Raw genomic sequence first — 16,594 nt, forward strand, 5'->3', positions numbered from 1 at the left:
AGAAAGACCCTTATAGGGTCAGAGCAAACCACCCGTTTTACGGGTGGTTATGATTCATTATAGTTGTCCGGCTTTTTAGGTTCCACAATCATAGTTTGATGTGTATTAAAAATAACAAATCCCAAAGGAGATCCAGGGGGCTTTTTGATATTTTTAATGTATGTATAATCTACCGGGACCTTACTAGTATCACGAGCTTTGCTAAAGTAGGCTGCGTATTGTGCTACTTTAGATAAAATCATATCGTCTGGCTCAACATTGAGCCGTAAAATAAGGTGCGACCCTTGGATATCTTGTGTATGAAACCAAATGTCAGTTGGCTTTGCAAATCGGTGTGTTAAATATTCGTTTTGCTGATTGTTACGACCGATGAATATTTCACCTTCATCAATTGTTAAGTGAATGTAGTTAGATTTACCTAGCTTGTAAGATAATGGTTTTTTTGATTTTTTTATGATACCTACATCCATGCATTCTTTACGTATTTCTTCTAAACTTTCACGAGTAGTGGCTAAGGAGATACTGTACAGAATAGATTGTAAGTATGCTAGTTTTGTGGTACTTGCATTGAGTTGGTACTCGCCGCTAACCATACGATTTTTTAGTTTTGTATAAAGCTTATAGTACCATTGTGCATTTTCCACAATCGTTAAGTTTGGCTTTAAAGGAATAGTTAAGGTTTCATTTTCTTCGGAAAGAAGATTTTGCAATTCAATAGAAGGTTCGTATTGCACTTGAAGGTGTGCATTTATCATTAGAAGATCACCATATAATTTATAGGTTTCCATTTTTTTAGTATCTTCTAATTCATCTTTAATCTTTTGATGGCGACCTTCTTCCTTTTTAATGGCTGCTATTAAGATTTTTTCTAACTCTTTATCAGCTGTATGAATTGCTTTTGTGTTATGAATGGATTCTTCTAAGGCTTCAGAAATAGTACTGTATTCTTTTAATACCTTATAGTTATGTAATAAGATGCTTGCGTGAGCCTTTGTATTGTTATCGTTGACTAAAGTAAACAAACCACTGCTATTTTCTAGCTTTTCTTTGAGGTGATACAAAGCTTTAGTAAACATATCTAGTTGGGAAGTATCTAAATCAGTTATGATTTCTTCACCATTCAGCTTGGAAATATATAAAACTTCATCCAATAAAGGCTTGCCAAAGCCGTTAAAGATAGATCGAATAGATTGCTGTACGGAACCATTACCAAAAGAGGTGAGTAGATTTTTGATTTCATCACAATCAAAGTCCATTAAGCTTACGCGATTAGCATTTGGTGGTAAATCATACTGTAGCTTTGGAGTAATAGATCGTTCACGGTTCATGAGTGGAGATACGTGAATTAAAGATTCTAAAATAATACCGTTTTGTACAAAAATACAGTTGGAATATTTGCCCATTAATTCAACATATATATATGTACTCGTAATAGAACCGTCCATTTCTAATTTATCCGTTTGGATGCACATGATTCGGTCGCCATTGATTTGTTCCACCTTTACAATACGGCTACCTTCAATATGCTTTCGTAAGAACATACAAAGTGAGCTTGGTTCTTTTGGTAGATCTTGCAGTGGTTGACTAAGATACATTGCTGGTGTAGCACCTACGGTAATAATCAAGTTTCGGTCTTCGTTGAGTGCTCGAATTTTAAATAATAATGTAGTTTTATCTATTTGATATAGTTTTTGTATTTGACCTGTTTGTAATCGCTCGTTTATTTCTTTAGCGAGTACAGACATGGTAAGTCCGTCTAAATTCATAGTACTCCTTTCAAATATATTTAGAAGTATAGTTTAGTATACCATAGTGTACATATAATTCTTAGTATTTAAACACGGATTGTGTAATTCGTGGTACAATAATAAAAACTACTAAGGAGGATGACTTATGAAAAGTATGACCGGTTTTGGTTCGGGTACAGCAACCAAAGATGGCATTACCTGTACTGTAGAAATTAAGTCCGTAAATGCACGTTTCTTGGATCTATTTATTCGTAGTCCAAAACAAATGAATCCTTTTGAAAGTATTATTCGTGGAATGGTACAAGATCGCATTATTCGTGGTAAGGTTGAGGTATCAGTTTCTATTCTAGATGCAGGAGAGCGACCTAGAACTTTCACCATTAATAGTGTATTGAGAAAGCAAATACAAGAGTTATTGGTACAAGAGGAGTTTTATGATGACCCCAAAAAGGTACCTTTACAAGCTGTAAATTCAATTTCTAACGAATGGATTCAACAACAAGATACACCAATTGAAGAAGAATTACTTTCAGATATAGTAAAAGAATCAACTACTCAAGCATTAGATGCTTTAATAGCAATGCGAACTGCGGAAGGTCAACATATCAAGCAGGATCTATTAGAGCGTATCGGAACACTTGAAAATATCATTACTAAAATCGACACTAATAAAGCTGGTGCTGTAGAAGCGTATCGGGAGCATATTAAAACTAAGATACAAGAATACTTGGTTTCTTTAGAGGCGAGTATTAGTGAAGAACGTTTTATACAGGAAATTGCTCTATTAGCTGATAAGACTGATATTACGGAAGAGATTGTCCGATTTACCTCTCATGTGGTACAATTAAAAAATACACTTGCAGATGCGAACTCAATCGGTCGTAAGGTCGATTTTATTTTGCAAGAAATGAATCGTGAAGTAAATACAATCGGCTCCAAAGCAATGGATTCGAATATTACTGAGTTTGTGGTTCAACTTAAATGTGAGTTAGAGAAAATTAGAGAACAAGTACAGAATGTAGAGTAATAGGAGGTCCATGAATGAGTATTCAATTACTGAATATAGGCTTTGGTAATATGGTATCTGCTAACCGTGTTATGGCTATCATTAGTCCTGAATCTGCTCCTATAAAGCGGATGGTTCAAGATGCTAGAGACAAGGGATTGCTCATTGATGCTACATATGGTCGTAAGACTCGTGCTGTATTAGTTATGGATAGTGGTCAAATTGTATTATCTGCAATTCAACCTGAAACCGTAGCACATCGACTTGTGCAACATGATGTAGATGTAGATACAGTGGAATCATAGGAGTGCATATGTCAGACAGAGGATTATTAATCGTTATATCCGGGCCATCTGGCGCAGGTAAAGGTACGATTTGTGCGAATATTCGCAAAGAAATGCCTAATTTAGTTTATTCCGTTTCTATGACAACTCGTGCTCCCCGTGTAGGCGAAGAGGAAGGAATTAACTATTTCTTCCGCTCTAAGGAGGAATTTGAGTCTTTACTTAGTGAAGACGCATTCTTAGAATATGCTAAGGTATATGATAATTACTATGGTACACCAAAACAACATGTAATGGATTTATTAGATGATGGCAAAAGTGTGCTATTAGAAATCGATATTCAAGGCGCAATGCAGGTTAAGGAACGTTTTAGTGATGCCGTATTTATCTATATTGTACCGCCATCTTTAACTGAATTATCTGAGCGTTTACATAATCGTGGCACTGATGCTAAAGAGGTCATTGATAAACGATTGTCATTAGCTTGTTCTGAGTTGGCACTAGCCCATCGTTATGACTATATCGTTGTAAATGATGACTTAGCGGAGGCGTCTGAAAAGGTTGCCTCAATCTTACGAGCTGAATCTTGTAAGATTAGTCGTAATAAAGAACAAATTCAATATATTTATAAACAATATCAAGAGTCTAAGGAGAAGTGATAGTATGATGGTAAAACCTCCATTAAAAAAATTGGAAAGTCAAGTAGATAGTAAATATACATTGGTAACTTTAGCGGCTAAACGCGCTCGCGAATTAACAGATGGCGAAGCTTGCTTAGCAGAATCTACACATGCAACTGACAAGCCTGTATCCTTGGCATTTTATGAAATTGCCGAAGGTGAAGTGACATATAAACGCACTAAAGAAGGCATTAAATAAAAAACCAATTCCTTGTATCTATGATACAAGGAATTTTTAAAAGGAGAAAAATATGCGCGGAAAACATATCATTGTCGCAGTATCTGCAGGTATTGCAGCGTATAAGGCAATTGAAGTAGTAAGCAGACTTCGTAAAAAAGGGGCCGAAGTAAAGGTTGTAATGACACAAAATGCTACGCATATTGCGTCACCCTTAACGTTTGGTGAAATCAGTGGACACCCTGTATCTCTAGACATGTTTGAACAAGTACATCAATGGGATGTAGAACATATTGGATTGGCTACATGGTCAGATGCATATGTAGTTGTGCCTGCAACAGCAAATGTGATCGGAAAAATTTATGCAGGCATTGCTGATGATATGTTAACTACAACAATTATGGCTACCACAGCACCTAAATACCTTTGTCCTGCTATGAATACAGAAATGTATAATAATCCTATTACCCAACGTAATTTGGAAGGATTGCGTTCCTTGGGCTATCATATTATGGAACCCGCAGAAGGTTGGCTTGCTTGTGGCATTACTGGTGTAGGGCGTTTACCGGAACCAGAAGCAATTGTGGAGTGGCTAGAATCTAAAATGTGCAGTACCAATGAGCTTGAAGGTACTACTATACTCGTTACAGCTGGTGGAACACAGGAGAATATCGATCCTGTTCGGTATATCGGAAATCGTTCTAGTGGTAAGATGGGATATGCTATTGCAGAACAAGCTGCACGCATGGGGGCTAAGGTGATTTTAGTAAGTGCTTCCACATCTTTACCTGTACCAAGTGGCGTAGACTTTGTTTCTGTAGATTCTGCAATATCTATGCAGGAGGCTGTTGAAGCTCGTTATGATGATGTCAATGTAGTTATCATGGCTGCCGCGGTTTCTGATTTTAGAGTTCTTCATAAAGCAGAACAAAAAATTAAAAAAATGGAATCTATGACTTTAGAACTTGTAAAAAACCCAGACATTTTACAAGGTTTAGGCTCTAAAAAAAGCCATCAAATTCTCGTTGGTTTTGCGGCAGAAACAGAACATGTAATCAAATATGGTCAAGATAAAGTTGCTAGAAAAAATCTAGATATGCTTGTAGCCAATGATGTAAGCAAATCTAATGCAGGTTTTAATGTAGATACAAATGAAGGCTATTTCTTATATCCTGATAAAGAGCCTAAAGAATTGCCTAATATGAAAAAATCCGACCTTGCTCGACATATCCTTAAAGAGGTTATTAACTTAGTAGCAAACAGACAAAGCTAACATAAATTAATTCTGGTGTGTTGTTTTAAGAAGGGTGTGTTTTGTTATATGTTTGCTATACAAAAAGCATATTTAGAGGGTTCTTTAGGGAAAGGGCAATGGAGTAATAATATTATTGCCGGATTAGTCGTAGGAGTTGTGGCACTGCCTTTAGCGATGGCCTTTGCTATTGCTAGTGGAGTTACACCTCAGGCAGGTATATATACGGCAATCATTGCAGGTATTTTTGTGTCCTTATTTGGTGGATCTCCTGTTCAGATTGCAGGACCTACAGGGGCATTTATTGTTTTATTAAGTAGTATCGTTGTCAACTATGGCTTTGAAGGCTTACAAATTGCGACCATGATGGCAGGGATTATTCTCGTTTTAATGAGCGTTGCAAAGTTAGGAACGGTAATTCGGTTTATACCAACACCTGTTATCATGGGCTTTACTGCAGGTATTGGTGTTACGATTTGGGTAGGACAATGGCCATATTTTTTTGGTTTTCCGCAGTTGCCGTATATGGCTCATTTCCATGAAAAATTATGGGCTATGATTCAGTCCTTACCATACTCTGACTTACCTACATTGGGAATTGCACTCCTTAGCTTAACTTTATTGTTAGTTTTGCCTAAAATTCCATATATTAATAAAATTCCTGCTCCTATTGTAGCTATGATTATTGCCACCATTATTCAAGCTATCTACCAATTTCCTACGGTTTTAACTATTGGCAGTGCTTTTGGTGGTATACCTCAAGGTTTACCAGATTTTTCTGTACCAAACTTGACCTTTGATAAAGTCTTAACTTTAATAGGTCCTGCTTTTACAATTGCCATGCTAGGAGCTATTGAATCCTTGTTGTCTGCAGTTGTTGCTGATGGTATGAGCGGTACCAAGCATGAATCTAATACTGAATTGTTTGGACAAGGATTAGCTAATATATTTGCGCCATTGTTTGGAGGAATTGCATCGACAGGTGCTATTGCACGCACTGCCACAAATATTCGACAAGGTGGTAATTCACCGGTGGCAGGCATTGTTCATGCCATTACATTAGGTGCTATCTTGTTATTTTTAGCTCCTTATGCAGTGTATATTCCATTGGCATCTATGGCGGCCATATTATTTATAGTAGCCTACAATATGAGTGATGTACCACGTTTTATACGAATGCTTATCCTTGCACCGCGCCCAGATCAAGTAATTTTATTGCTTACTTTTTTCCTGACAATTTTTACGGATTTGGTAGTAGCTGTAAATGTTGGTGTAGTGATTGCCGTATTACAGTTCATGCGTAAAATGGTTAATACAATCGATGTGCATGAAGCAAGTAGTGCCGAATTATCAGCACAAATTAGGCATGAAATTACAATCCATCCAGAAATAATGGTGTACACCGTAGAGGGACCATTATTCTTTGGTGCTATAAGTGCATTTGATAGAGCATTAAATTCTATACATAAAGATCCTAAATATTTAATCATTCGTTTTGTAAAAGTGCCGTTTGTAGATTTGACGGGTTTACGTATTCTACGTGGCATTATTGAAGAGCTTCAAAAGAGAGGTATTGAGGTTTTACTCAGTGATGTGAGTTACGATATTCGTAGAGAAATGTATAAATCTGACTTTTTAGATATTCTAGGGCGTCATCATATGTATCGTCAGTTTGAAAGTGCCCTTCATAAGGCTGAACATGATTTAGCTTTAAAAGAGGCGAAAGAAGTATAATAATGACTTGCTTTCTTACTGTAAATACACTATAATGTTTCTGTAACTCATCAAGAGTAGCGGAGGGATAGGCCCTGTGAAGCTACAGCAACCATTCCAAGGGGAAAAGGTGCTAATTCCTATGACAAATGTCGTTAGATGGGAGGGTCTCTCATGAGTGCATGAGAGGCTTTTTTTCGTATTAGGAGGATAAAATGGCTGAAAAACATATGTTTTTTACTTCTGAATCTGTTACTGAAGGCCATCCAGATAAAATAGCTGACCAAATTTCTGATGCTGTTTTGGATGCGATTATTGAAAAGGATCCAACTGCTCGTGTAGCTTGTGAAACTTTAGTTACTACTGGTCTAGTTCATGTAGTAGGTGAAATTTCTACTCACACTTATGTAGATATTCCTCGCATCGTACGTGATACAGTTCGTGAAATTGGTTATACTCGTGCAAAATTTGGTTTTGACTGTGATACTTGTGGTGTACTTGTATCCATCGATGAACAATCTGCTGACATCGCTATGGGCGTTGACGAAGCGCTTGAATCTAAAGACGGTAAGGGGGAAGCACTTGATAAAATCGGTGCTGGTGACCAAGGTATGATGTTTGGTTATGCATCTAATGAAACACCTGAACTTATGCCTTTACCAATTTCTTTGGCGCATCGTTTATCCCGTCGTCTAGCAGAAGTTCGTAAAGATGAAACTTTAACTTATTTACGTCCAGATGGTAAAACTCAAGTTACTGTTGAATATGTTGATGGTAAACCTAAACGCATTGATACAATTGTTATCTCTACACAACATAGTCCTGAAGTAACGCAAGAACAAATTAAAACTGATTTGAAACGTTATGTTATTGATGCAGCATTGCCTGCTGAATTTGTTGATGAAAATACTAAATACTTTATCAATCCAACTGGACGTTTCGTAATCGGCGGTCCTCATGGTGATGCTGGTTTAACTGGTCGCAAAATTATTGTAGATACTTATGGTGGTATGGCTCGTCATGGTGGTGGTGCATTCTCCGGTAAGGATCCATCTAAAGTAGACCGTTCTGCAGCATACGCAGCGCGTTATGTCGCTAAAAACGTTGTAGCAGCAGGTCTTGCTGATAAATGTGAAGTACAAGTTGCTTATGCGATCGGCGTTGCTCATCCTGTATCTATCTTGGTTGACACTTTCGGTACAGGTCACGTTGAGGAAACTAAAATACAAGAACTTGTTAAGAAACATTTCGACCTTCGTCCAGCAGGTATCATTGAAATGCTTGATTTGTTAAAACCTCATTACCGCAAAACTGCTGCGTATGGTCACTTTGGTAGAACCGATGTAGATTTACCATGGGAACGTACAGATAAAGCACAAATTCTAAAAGAAGAAGCTGGCTTATAATACAAAAGGTCTTAGTAGAATTTCTACTGAGACCTTTTATAGTAAATGAAAGGAAATAATGTATGCGCGTAGCACAAGTTATTATTAACAGACCTGCCAAACAACTTCATAAACCATTAAGCTATATAATGCCTGAAAAGTTTGGTAATGTCTTACCTGGTACGCGCGTACTCATTCCTTTAGGACATAGTCGTGAAGAAGGCATTCTCATTGGTTACGAAGAATTAATAGAGCCACCTGAGTTTACCTTGAGAAATATCGTACAAGTATTAGATAGTGAACCTTGGTTTACACCAGAAATGATGGATACGGCTCGTCATCTAAATGAGTATTATTTATTCTCCTATGGCGATGCGTTGCGATTGTTTACGGTGAATAAGACCTTAAAATCCTACGAGGCACCAAAGGAAGAATGGCTTGTAGTTATGCCAGAATTTTCGGTGGCTCAATTTAGTGAACGAAAAAAAAAGCAGCGCGAATTAGCAAAATACTTACTTGAAGTGGGCGGAGCATCTAAGGCGTTACTGTTAGCTAAGGGCTTTTCTCGTATGGTCATAAAGCAAGTAAGTGAAGCCAAGGGGATTACTGTTGAATCACGTTTTAAAGCCACAAAAACGACATTTGATGAGCTTTTAACAGAAGAGGTTAATATTCCTCTTACTGAAGCTCAACAAGCTGTATATAAACCAATACAAGAAGCAATGAATAGCCATGAACATAAAACCTTTTTACTTCATGGTGTAACTGGTAGTGGCAAGACTCAATTATATTTACGTGCTACAGCTAAATGCATTAGTCAAGATAAGACGGCAATTATCTTGGTGCCTGAAATTATATTGACCGATCAAATTGTGCGGCGATTCGTGGAAACCTTTGGTGATGAAGTCGTAGTATTTCATAGTAAATTGACGGTACAACAACGGAACAATAATTGGGAGCGTTTGCGACGTAAGGATAGTCACATTATTATTGGCGCACGGTCAGCCGTATTTGCGCCAGCAGAGGATATTGGGCTTATTGTGGTCGATGAAGAACATGATACGTCTTATAAGCAAGAGGATATGGTCCGCTATCATGCACGTAATGTGGCGTTGTGGCGTGGAGAGACACATGGTTGTCCTGTTATTTTAGGTTCTGCTACACCATCTGTTACTTCCTACTATAAAGCTAAGCAAGGGGAATACCATTTACTAGAGCTACCACATCGTATTTTTGAACAACCTATGCCTAAGGTTAGCATAGTAGATATGAAAGAAGAAATTCTGCATGGTAACTACTCTGTTTTTTCTGATGCAATGCGTAGTTTGATTCAAAAAACATTAGATGAACATAATCAAATGATTATCCTACTGAATAGACGTGGTTATAGTACCTTTGTTATGTGTCGAGATTGTGGGGAAACTATCATGTGTCCTCATTGTGATGTAGCCATGGTATATCACCAAGCAGGTGAAGAATTGCGTTGCCACTACTGTGAACATCATGAACCAATTCCAACTGTTTGTTCTAAGTGTAATAGTAAACGCATTAAATTTTTTGGCTCCGGCACACAAAAGGTAGAGGAAGAGTTGCGACGTCATTTTAAATCAGCCCGCATTGCCCGCCTTGATCAAGACGTAACTAAAAACAAACAATTAGCAGAAGATATCTTACATGACTTTGGAGCTCATAAATACGATATTTTATTGGGAACCCAAATGGTATCGAAAGGTCATGACTTTAAAGATGTAACAGCTGTTGGTATTTTAACGGCCGATTCAATTTTAAATATTCCTGTTTATACTGCTGCTGAACGAACCTTTGATTTACTTACTCAAACCTCTGGACGCGCTGGTCGTAGTGATAAAACGGGAAACGTTGTAATACAAACATACAATCCGTTAAATTATGCTATAATAAAGAGTAAGGCTCATGATTATGTAGGCTTTTACAATGAAGAAATTCAAAATCGTAAAGCCTTAGGATATCCTCCATTTCGAGAGATGATTCACATGGTAGTACGTCATCAAGATATGGAAGCATTAGAGTCTATTGCAAATCATATTGTAAATGATTTGGAGGCTCATAAGGAAAATCAAGATATTTTGATTAATGGTCCTTACGAAGCACCTATAAAAAAGGTGCGTGATATGTATCGTCTAGCTATTATGATTCGCGGTACTGATTTAACGAATTTGAAAGAATATATATATAACTCATGGATTTTCACGCAAGAAGGACTGCTGATTGACGTGGACCCCGTGTAGTATAGGAGTGTCAATGGCTGTATTAGATGTTGTAAAAGCAGGTCATCCCGTTTTAAAACAAGTGGCGGAACCTGTAGAGCATGTTAATAAAAAACTTAGAGCCCTTATCGATGATATGGCTGAAACTATGTATAAGACAGAAGGTGTTGGTCTTGCTGCACCTCAAGTAGCTGTTTCTAAACGAATTATCGTAGTAGATGATCAAGCTGGTAGTGGACTTATTGCATTAATCAATCCTGAAATCACACATGCTGAAGGCTCTCAAGTAGGGCCAGAAGGTTGTTTAAGTGTACCAGGCTATTTTGGGGATGTAGAACGCTTTAATAAAATTACCGTTAAAGGTATTGATCCACATAATAAAAAGGTAATTATTAAAGCAGAAGGATTTTTAGCACGTATTTTCCAACATGAGATCGATCACTTGGAAGGTCATTTGTTTATTGAAAAAGCAACTAACTTACGATTAATTACTGATCATCCAGAGGAGAAAGAAATTGTCTAATAATAAACAATTGCGCATCGTTTTTATGGGGACGCCAGACTTTTCTGTACCAACTTTAGAGGCTTTAATTCAAGCTGGTCATTCTATTGTTGGCGTGTATTGTCAGCCTGATAAACAAAAAGGGCGTGGTAAACAAGTTCAAATGCCTCCTGTGAAAGTTGCTGCTCTTGAACATAATTTACAAGTGTTTCAACCTGTTACATTACGGGATGAGCAAGTTCGAGCTGAATTAGAAGCATTGAAACCAGATGTAGTGGTGGTGATTGCATATGGTAAGATTTTACCACCGTGGTTAATCAGGTTGCCACAATATGGCTGTATTAATATTCATGCTTCGATTTTGCCTAGCTATAGAGGGGCTGCACCGATTCATTATGCAATTATTAATGGGGACTCTAAAACGGGTGTTACCATTATGCATATGGATGATGGTCTTGATACAGGTGACATCATCGATATTGTGGAAACCGATATTTTATCCGGTGAAACGACAGGGCAGTTATTTGAACGTATAGCTGTACTTGGGGGAGAAACTATAGTTCCTGTATTAGCTCGTTGGGTTAATGGAGAAATTGTGGCTACTCCACAAGATGATACAATGGCAACACACACTGCTAAGATTACAAAGGAAATGGGGCAGATTGACTGGTCTAAGCCTGCTAATGAAATTGTAAATCTTATTAGAGGACTTAATCCAGCACCTGGATGTTATACTTATCTCGACGGAAAACGTTTAAAAGTATGGTCTGGAGAAGTGGTTCCAAGTGATACGACTCATTGTTTGATAGATATTCATGGAAAGCATGTGCCAATTGCTTTATCAGCTATAACTAGACCTGGTACAGTGGTATCTAAAATAGCGGGTTTAGGCGTATTCTGTGGGGATGGAAATATAGTCTTACTAACAGAAGTGCAACCTGAAAATAAGAAACGTATTAGTGCCACTGATTTTATAAATGGACATCAGATAAAGGAAGGTATTGTTTTTGAGGACTCAATATAAGCAGTACGAAACGTATCCGTTATACTTGATATTATCAACTATTACATGTGCTTTACTCACAGCTGTGCTAGGTTTTCTAATGTATGTATTAGAGCCAGGGCTTTCACAATTACATTCAATTGCACCTATTATAAGTAGTGTAGTTATTTCTATCCTTATTGGTGTTATATGGGTATTGTGCGTATCCTTAATTGTTGCTAGTTTAGGTATTATACGGTTACATCCTATTGTTTTAAGACTAGCCAATCAGTTTATTTATGGATTATTTCCATTGACTTTGGCGATTGGTAAGGTGAGAGGGGTTACTAAGGATCAACTACGTCAATCTATGATCGATTTAATCAATCATTTGGTAATGTTAGATATGTATACAGTTGATCCAGAACGTATATTATTGTTAACACCTCACTGTTTACAAGAAAGCTCGTGTGTTCATAAGGTTACGCATGATGTATATAATTGTAAGCAGTGTGGGCGATGTCAAGTTGGTAATTTATTACAAGTTGCTAAAGACTACGGGTGTCAATTTATAGTTGTCACTGGAGGTACTTTAGCGCGAATGAAGGTAAAGGAAGCGCGACCAAAAGCTATTGTAGCAATAGCTTGCGAACGAGATTTAGCAAGCGGTATGGCTGATGTATTTCCCATCCCAGTTATTGGCGTATTAAATGAACGCCCTAATGGGCCATGTTGTAATACAACAGTAGACCCTGAACGTGTTCGAGCAGTAGTAGAACAATTGATTGGTAGGAATAGCGATGACAGAAGTAAAGACTAATCAACAACAGAATATTCGCTTGCTCGCTGTAAAAGCATTAAGTGATATTAATCGCAATGGCGCCTATGCAAATATTAAGTTGCAAGAGTATTTACAGAAATATCATCTATCCGATTTAGATCGAAGATTTTTTACTGAACTTGTGTACGGCGTCATTCGTAGAAAGAATTATTTAGATGCTATTATTGTTCACTTTGCAAAACGACCTTTAAAGAAACTATCTTCCATGGTTGTGGAAATTCTTAGACTTGGTATATACCAAATTATCTACATGGATAAGGTTCCTGAAAGTGCGGCTGTTAATGAATCTGTTAAACTTGCTAAAAAGCTAACTAGAGGATTATCGGATTTTGTAAATGCTGTATTGCGTTCGGTTTTACGTGAAAGTGATAGCATCTCTATCAGTGAATTAGCCAAGTCTGAAGCTGAAGAAATTTCTTTTATCTACAATCAACCATTATGGCTGGTTAACTTATGGATAAAAGAAATGGGAAAAGACAAGACTGTAGATCTTTGTGCTTGGTTTAATGAACAACCTCGTTTGACGGCTCGCATAAATACGGTGAAAGTATCTATTGAGGACTGTTTAAAAGAACTAGAAGATTTAGGTTGGATTGTAGAACAGGATGAACATATCCCTGAAGTAGTTTATGTTGATGGACATCAAGGTCATTTAGAAAAAGTCAAACTTGTTCTTGAAGGTCATATTACCTTTATGGATAAAGCATCTATGCTAGTTGCCCATGTAGTTGATCCTCAACCAGGAGAGCGTATCTTAGATTGTTGTGCTGCACCAGGTGGCAAGTCAATGCATATGGCAAGTCTTATGAATAATACAGGGGCTATTATGAGTTGTGATATTTACGATCATAAATTAAATCTCATGAATCAGAATGCTGAGCGATTAGGTGTATCTATTATTTCTACTAAGCTTCAAGATGGTCGTCATCTACCTGATAATTGGAAAGAACAATTTGATCGTGTCTTAGTTGATGCTCCGTGCTCTGGTCTAGGTATATTACAAAAGAAATTAGATATGCGTTGGCGAAAAACAGAAGCTTTACTTAACGAACTGCCACCGTTACAGCTTGAAATATTAGAAAAAGCTTCTGAAATGGTTAAGGTTAATGGATATTTAGTATATTCCACATGTACTATAAATAGTGGTGAAAACGAGGATGTTTTAGAAAAGTTTTTGGCAATTCATAAGAATTTTATCATCGATCCTGTATCATATAAAGGGGCACCACAAGCTATAGATGGTATGATTACAACCTATCCACCGCGAGATCATATGGATGGCTTCTTTATGGCTCGTATGAAACGCTTATCATAATATAAGAAATGGAGCACCATGATAGAATTATTAGGTAAGTCTTTAGAAGAATTACAATCTATCTTTAAGACCCATAATATACAAAAGTTTCGAGCGAAACAGTTAATTGACTATATTTATCACAGATATATTTTTGATTTTGAAGACATGACACAATTTCCGAAAGACTTGCGACAATGGTTAGGTAATAATTGTGTTATTTCTTTACCTACATTAATTACAGAGTCTATTGCCCCTGACGGAAAGACTCGCAAAATTCTTGTAGAGATGACAGATCAAAGTCGTGTGGAAGCAGTTTTGATGGAACAACACTATGGTTATTCTGTATGTGTTTCCTCTCAAGTGGGATGTGCTATGGGATGTGTTTTCTGTGCTTCTACACAGGGTGGCTTATACAGAGATTTAACAGTCGCAGAGATCATTGGACAAGTTGTCATATTCGGGGCTCTTACTAAAGAGGAAATACACTCTGTTGTCGTTATGGGCGCAGGGGAGCCATTACAGAACTATGATAATGTATTAAAAGCATTACAATTGTTACACGATCCTATGATTTGTAATATTAGTTATCGCAAGATGACTATTTCCACTTGTGGCTGGGTTCCTAATATTTATAAATTAGCTGATGAAGGATTGCCTATAACGTTGGCCCTTTCATTACATGCTACCAATAATGAAGTGCGTCGTAGTATCATGCCCGTTGGCGCCCGTTATGAATTGACGGAAGTCTTAGATGCGGTAAAATATTATTATGATACGACACAGCGTCGTATTACCTTTGAGTACATTCTCATAGATTCTATAAATGCATCTATAGAGGAGGCTCATGCATTGGGGCAAATCTGTAAAGATTTTCCAAATTGTCATGTTAATTTAATTCCCGTTAATGGCAATGAACATATTGAATTATATAAACCATCTATTACGAATATGAATACATTTAAAGATATCGTTAGCTCCTATGGTATATCGGTAACGGTACGAAAGGAGATGGGCGATGCAATCCAAGCCGCATGTGGGCAGTTAAAGGCCGCTCATGGTCGGAAAAAGGAGAATCATGAATAATTTTGTTGGTTTAAGTAAAATTGGACTTGTGCGTCAGCGTAACGAGGACCGTTTCTTTATTGATGGTCATATTTGCGCTGTCACTGATGGCATGGGTGGTTATAGTGGTGGTGAAATCGCTAGTACCTATGCTGTAGATGAAATAAAAGAATATTTGACCTCCCTTGAAACGGTTGGTCAACAAGACTTATGTGATGCTATCATTCATGCCAATCAACGCATTGTAAATCGCGTTGCTTGCGAAGAACGTCTTGCAGGTATGGGGACTACCGCAGTTGTTACAGCAATAAATGGTGATCAACTATATTGGGCAAGTGTTGGTGATAGTCGTTTGTATGTATATAGAGATGGTCTTTTAAGACAAATTACTACGGATCATTCTATGGTACAAGAATTATTAACTGCTGGAGAGATTACAAAGGATGAAATGCTAAGTCACCCTCAACGTAATTTATTGACCCGCGCAGTCGGTGTTGATCAAATATTAGAGGTTGATAGTGGTGTAGAATCTATTCTTCCCGGTGATCGTATTTTACTTTGCACTGATGGATTAAGCGGCTATGTATCAGATGATGTAATTGCTTCTGCATTACAATCAACTGATGATGATATGATGGTTGTTGAATCATTGATGGAAGCCGTATATGAAGTCGGAGCAGGAGATAATGTGACCATTGTGGTGGGAACAATCTAATCTAGAAATGGAGAAATAATGAGTACTATGAATATAAAAGGTATACTTCTAGATAACCGCTACCGAATTGTTGATAAAATTGGCGTTGGTGGAATGGCTGACGTATACCTTGGAGAAGATACCTTACTAGGTAGACAAGTAGCAATAAAAGTATTGCATGCTAACTTTGCTAATGATGATGAATTTGTAACTCGTTTTAAACGAGAGGCTCAAGCGGCAGGTAAATTAAATCATCCGAACATCGTAAATATGTATGATGTAGGCTTTGATCAAAATCTACACTACATTATCATGGAATATGTAGATGGCGAAACTTTAAAAAAATATATAACTCGTCATGGAAGACTATCTATAGATGAGGCTGTTAAATTTACTATCGCTATAGCTGAAGGCTTAGAACACGCTCATACAATGGGCATCGTTCACTGTGATATAAAACCACATAATGTAATTATTACTAATACGGGTCGTGTTAAAGTAACTGATTTTGGCATTGCTCGCGCGATGAATGCAACTAATACAGTTATGTATACGAATTCAATCTTGGGGTCAGCTCACTACTTATCACCAGAGCAAGCTAGTGGTAAACCTGTAGATGGAAATACTGATATTTACTCACTAGGTGTTGTATTGTATGAAATGCTCACTGGTCGTGTACCATTTGAAGGGGAAACGCCAATTGCAGTAGCATTAAAACATGTTC

The 16,594-nt window shown here is 37.3% G+C and carries 16 protein-coding genes and 1 riboswitch; of the genes, 15 read left to right on the forward strand and 1 reads right to left on the reverse strand.

Translation table 11 applies throughout. From position 1 onward, the window contains the following. Positions 1-47: 47 nt before the first annotated feature. Complete coding sequence (locus Q0507_RS06355; RefSeq protein ID WP_298714022.1) at positions 48-1,766, reverse strand: NFACT family protein; 1,719 nt, start codon at positions 1,764-1,766, stop codon at positions 48-50. A 127-nt stretch (positions 1,767-1,893) separates the two neighbouring features. On the opposite strand from Q0507_RS06355, the gene Q0507_RS06360 reads away from it, so the two are divergent. The 15 genes from Q0507_RS06360 to Q0507_RS06430 form a co-directional block, all read left to right on the forward strand. Next, positions 1,894-2,775 (forward strand): YicC/YloC family endoribonuclease, encoded by an 882-nt coding sequence (locus tag Q0507_RS06360; RefSeq protein ID WP_298714025.1) that lies wholly within the window; start codon positions 1,894-1,896, stop codon positions 2,773-2,775. A gap of 14 nt (positions 2,776-2,789) precedes the next feature. Further along, on the forward strand, positions 2,790-3,059 hold the full coding sequence (remA, locus tag Q0507_RS06365) for an extracellular matrix/biofilm regulator RemA (protein ID WP_004695657.1): 270 nt from the start codon (positions 2,790-2,792) through the stop codon (positions 3,057-3,059). A gap of 8 nt (positions 3,060-3,067) precedes the next feature. Further along, complete coding sequence (gmk, locus tag Q0507_RS06370) at positions 3,068-3,697, forward strand: guanylate kinase (RefSeq protein WP_298714028.1); 630 nt, start codon at positions 3,068-3,070, stop codon at positions 3,695-3,697. A gap of 4 nt (positions 3,698-3,701) precedes the next feature. Next, positions 3,702-3,917, forward strand: coding sequence for a DNA-directed RNA polymerase subunit omega (gene rpoZ / locus Q0507_RS06375; protein WP_009351442.1), 216 nt, complete (start codon positions 3,702-3,704; stop codon positions 3,915-3,917). A gap of 52 nt (positions 3,918-3,969) precedes the next feature. Next, on the forward strand, positions 3,970-5,169 hold the full coding sequence (gene coaBC, locus Q0507_RS06380; RefSeq protein WP_298714031.1) for a bifunctional phosphopantothenoylcysteine decarboxylase/phosphopantothenate--cysteine ligase CoaBC: 1,200 nt from the start codon (positions 3,970-3,972) through the stop codon (positions 5,167-5,169). Between the two features lie 48 nt (positions 5,170-5,217). Continuing rightward, positions 5,218-6,882: a SulP family inorganic anion transporter gene (locus Q0507_RS06385; protein ID WP_298714034.1), complete on the forward strand. Its 1,665-nt coding sequence runs from the start codon at positions 5,218-5,220 to the stop codon at positions 6,880-6,882. 44 nt (positions 6,883-6,926) lie between these two features. Beyond that, positions 6,927-7,027: riboswitch (SAM riboswitch) on the forward strand. A gap of 49 nt (positions 7,028-7,076) precedes the next feature. Then, the gene (gene metK / locus Q0507_RS06390; protein WP_298714037.1) at positions 7,077-8,267 is read left to right on the forward strand and encodes a methionine adenosyltransferase; all 1,191 of its coding nucleotides are present in this window, start codon (positions 7,077-7,079) and stop codon (positions 8,265-8,267) included. Positions 8,268-8,329: 62 nt separating this feature from the next. Then, entirely contained in the window at positions 8,330-10,513 is a 2,184-nt protein-coding gene (gene priA / locus Q0507_RS06395) for a primosomal protein N' (protein ID WP_298714040.1), read from the forward strand. A 13-nt stretch (positions 10,514-10,526) separates the two neighbouring features. Further along, on the forward strand, positions 10,527-11,015 hold the full coding sequence (gene def / locus Q0507_RS06400; protein ID WP_295814102.1) for a peptide deformylase: 489 nt from the start codon (positions 10,527-10,529) through the stop codon (positions 11,013-11,015). Further along, entirely contained in the window at positions 11,008-12,018 is a 1,011-nt protein-coding gene (gene fmt, locus Q0507_RS06405; RefSeq protein WP_298714043.1) for a methionyl-tRNA formyltransferase, read from the forward strand. Before def ends, fmt begins: the two co-directional genes overlap by 8 nt. Then, complete coding sequence (locus Q0507_RS06410; protein WP_298714046.1) at positions 12,002-12,796, forward strand: DUF116 domain-containing protein; 795 nt, start codon at positions 12,002-12,004, stop codon at positions 12,794-12,796. Before fmt ends, Q0507_RS06410 begins: the two co-directional genes overlap by 17 nt. Continuing rightward, complete coding sequence (gene rsmB / locus Q0507_RS06415) at positions 12,777-14,132, forward strand: 16S rRNA (cytosine(967)-C(5))-methyltransferase RsmB (RefSeq protein WP_298714049.1); 1,356 nt, start codon at positions 12,777-12,779, stop codon at positions 14,130-14,132. The genes Q0507_RS06410 and rsmB overlap by 20 nt, the downstream gene beginning before the upstream one ends. An 18-nt stretch (positions 14,133-14,150) precedes the next feature. Further along, positions 14,151-15,197 (forward strand): 23S rRNA (adenine(2503)-C(2))-methyltransferase RlmN, encoded by a 1,047-nt coding sequence (rlmN, locus tag Q0507_RS06420; RefSeq protein ID WP_298714052.1) that lies wholly within the window; start codon positions 14,151-14,153, stop codon positions 15,195-15,197. Further along, complete coding sequence (locus Q0507_RS06425) at positions 15,190-15,891, forward strand: Stp1/IreP family PP2C-type Ser/Thr phosphatase (RefSeq protein ID WP_298714055.1); 702 nt, start codon at positions 15,190-15,192, stop codon at positions 15,889-15,891. Before rlmN ends, Q0507_RS06425 begins: the two co-directional genes overlap by 8 nt. A 27-nt stretch (positions 15,892-15,918) precedes the next feature. Further along, positions 15,919-16,594 (forward strand): protein kinase domain-containing protein (locus Q0507_RS06430; RefSeq protein WP_298714058.1); only part of this gene is annotated, 676 nt, incomplete at its 3' end.

Source organism: uncultured Veillonella sp., from assembly GCF_938010505.1.
In the GTDB taxonomy this organism is placed as follows: domain Bacteria; phylum Bacillota; class Negativicutes; order Veillonellales; family Veillonellaceae; genus Veillonella.